A 2,758-nucleotide genomic window follows, 5' to 3' on the forward strand; every position below is an offset into this window, starting at 1 on the left:
CCTCGACCTCCTGCTCCTCGGCCACGGTGGTCTCCTCCTCCTCGGCCTCGGTGACCGGGACGGCGGACTCGGCCGGCGCCTCGACGGCCTTCGGCGCGCCGGCGGGCGCGGAGGCACGGCGGCGGGTGCGCCGGGGAGCGACGGACTCCGCCTCGGCGGCCGGCGCCTCCTCCGCGGCGGGCTCCGGCTGCGCGGTCTCGACGGTCAGCGGCTCGGCGGCCTGCGGGGCGCCGGCGGGCGCGGTGGCCTTACGGGTGGCACGGCGACGGGCTCGCGGCGCGGGCTCCGTGGTCTCCTGCGCGGTCTGCTCGGCCGCCTCCGCCGGAGCCGCCTGCGCGGCGCTGCCGGCCTCGGCGGTCGGTGCCGCTTCGACGGCGGCCGGCGCACCGGCCGGAGCGGAGGCGCGGCGGCGGGTGCGGCGCGGCGCGGGGGCCTCGTCGGCGACCGGCTCCGCGGCTTCCACGGTGACCTCGGGCTCCACGGCCTCGGCGGCCTGCGGCGAACCGGCGGGCGCGGTCGCCTTGCGCGTGGCACGGCGGCGCGCGGGCCGCGTGGCGGCGGCCTCCTCGGCGGACCCGCCGGCGACGGCCGTCTCCGGCTCGGTGACCTCTGCGGGCTGCGGGGCGCTGGCGGGCGCGGTGGCCTTACGGGTGGCACGGCGACGGGCTCGCGGCGCGGCTTCCTCGGCCTCGCCACTCGCGGCGGCCTCGGCCTCCGCGGGCTCCGCGGTCTGCGGCGAACCGGCCGGGGCCGTCGCCTTGCGGGTGGCACGGCGGCGCGCCCGCGGTTCGTCGGTCACGGCCTTGGCGACCTGTGCGGCCTCCGCGGCACCGGCGTCGGCGGGCGTCTCTTCACCGGCGTCGCCGGATGCCTCCACCACGGCGCCCACTGCGGCCACGGCCGGGACGACGGCCTCGGCGGCCTGCGCCTGTGCGGCGGCGGACTCCCCCGTCTTCGGGGCTCCCGCGGGACGCGACGCGGCGCGGCGCCTGCGGCGCGGCGGCAGCGTGTCGCTGGGGCTGTTGTTGTCTTCGTTCTCGTTGTTTCCGGCGGTGCCGGTTTCGTTCGACTCGAGCATGCGGGCGGTTCTCCCGTCACGCTCCCGGGCGCCGCGCCTGTATCCGGTCCGGCCGCGGCCCGCGTGATGTGCGCGGTGCCGCCGTCCGGGGCGCGGGCGCCGCACGGGAGCTGATGTCTGGCTCGCCGGTTCCGTACGCGATGTACGTACGGCCTGGCGAAAGTCTTGTGTGTCAGCGCGCGGCCCGACCCAGGTGGCTCCCGAGTGCAAGAGCCGCGCTACGACGACCGTCCTTACGCGGCGGGACCTTCCGGCGCCGTCGCAGAGGCGGTCCCGGCGGCCATGGGTGGAGCGGCCGGAGCTGCCTCGCGGTCGGGCGCGAGCGGGTCGGTCACCGTGCCGGACTCCTCGTCGAAGAGCCCCTGCGCCAGCCTGGTCACCGCTGCGGGGACCGGCGGCGCCAGGTCGGCCACAGCTCGGAGACCGGACAGGACGTCGTCGGGTCGCACGGCAGGTGTCACGTGCCGAACAACCAGGCGCAGTATCGCACAGGGCGTGTCCCCGGTCCTATCGGACGCCTCGAGTGCCGCGACGGCGCCTCGGGCGTCGAAGGTGCGCATGCCGCTCTTCGTCTTCCGCCGGACCTCGACGGTCTCTGCGGCGAGGAAGGCGGCCACGGCGCTTTCCGCGTCCCGGGGCTCGACTCCGTCCAGGCGCAGCTCCCACACGGAGGCGGTGAGCCGGTCCGCGAGGCCCGAGGTGCGGGCCTCGACGGCGTCGATGATGTCCAGCCCGTCCGGCAGCGACTCGTCCAGCAGCTCGCGCAGCTTGTCCGGGTCGCGGTGGTCGGTGAGGGCGATCTCCAGGAACTCGGCCTCGCTGCCCGTGCCGGTGGGTGCGGCATTGGCGTACGACACCTTCGGGTGCGGGGTGAAGCCGGCCGAGTACGCCATGGGCACCTCGGCACGCCGCAGTGCCCGCTCGAACGCACGCTGGAAGTCACGGTGGCTGGTGAACCGGAGGCGGCCGCGCTTGGTGTAGCGCAGTCGGATGCGCTGCACCGCAGGTGCGGGCGGCGGGCCTTCGGGCTGTCGCTTGCCCAGTGGTTCTTCTCCTCGGTGTGGAGCGGGCGCGGGTGGCGCGCCGCCCTCAAGGTGCGGGGTGCTCCCCGGGGGCCGACCGGTTCACCCCTGCTTGTGCAGGGAGATCTCGGGTTCGGCCGCCACGCCGGGAACGGTCTGTGTTTGTTGTCTGCCACCCAGGTTACGCGCCTGACCCGCCGTACCCACCACGGGCCGCGGCTCGCGGGGGGCGCCGATCAAAGCACGCCAGGCGTCGCGCCGTGCCTGACGTACGGTTTCGCGCGCCGACGCGAGCGCCGCCCCGGTCGCACGGCCCGCCTGCACGGCGGCCCTTGCGGCCGGGCGCCACACGGCATCGCGCACGAAGTGTCCGACGGGCGTGCACACGCCGCGGTAGAACCAGCTCGCAGGGCGGCCGACGAGGTTCCACGCGAGCCACTTCAGTGCGCGGCCGACCGCACGCGAGATGTAGCCGGCGATCCGCCAGGCCACGGCGACCGCCGCCGCGATCTCACGGCCGACGGGGGCGAGGACGTACCGGTACAGCCACACCACGGGGACGACGAGCAGCGTCCGCACCAGCCATGCGAGGCCCCGGCCTAGGGCGCGCAGGAGCCAGGCGATCCCGTGGCCGAGCGGGGTCAGCAGCTGCCGGTAC

Annotated in this window: 1 protein-coding gene and 2 pseudogenes; all 3 read right to left on the bottom strand. The window is 76.5% G+C overall.

Features of this window, described 5'->3' with window-relative positions; translation table 11 throughout:
- Positions 1-1,078: pseudogene (locus ACWGH4_RS26640) on the bottom strand (ribonuclease E/G); the annotation flags it as partial.
- A 233-nt stretch (positions 1,079-1,311) separates the two neighbouring features.
- Positions 1,312-2,079, bottom strand: coding sequence for a TIGR03936 family radical SAM-associated protein (locus ACWGH4_RS26645; RefSeq protein ID WP_441262992.1), 768 nt, complete (start codon positions 2,077-2,079; stop codon positions 1,312-1,314).
- A gap of 123 nt (positions 2,080-2,202) precedes the next feature.
- Positions 2,203-2,758 (bottom strand): annotated as a pseudogene (locus ACWGH4_RS26650) (hypothetical protein); the annotation flags it as partial.

The organism is Streptomyces sp. NPDC054847, assembly GCF_053610925.1.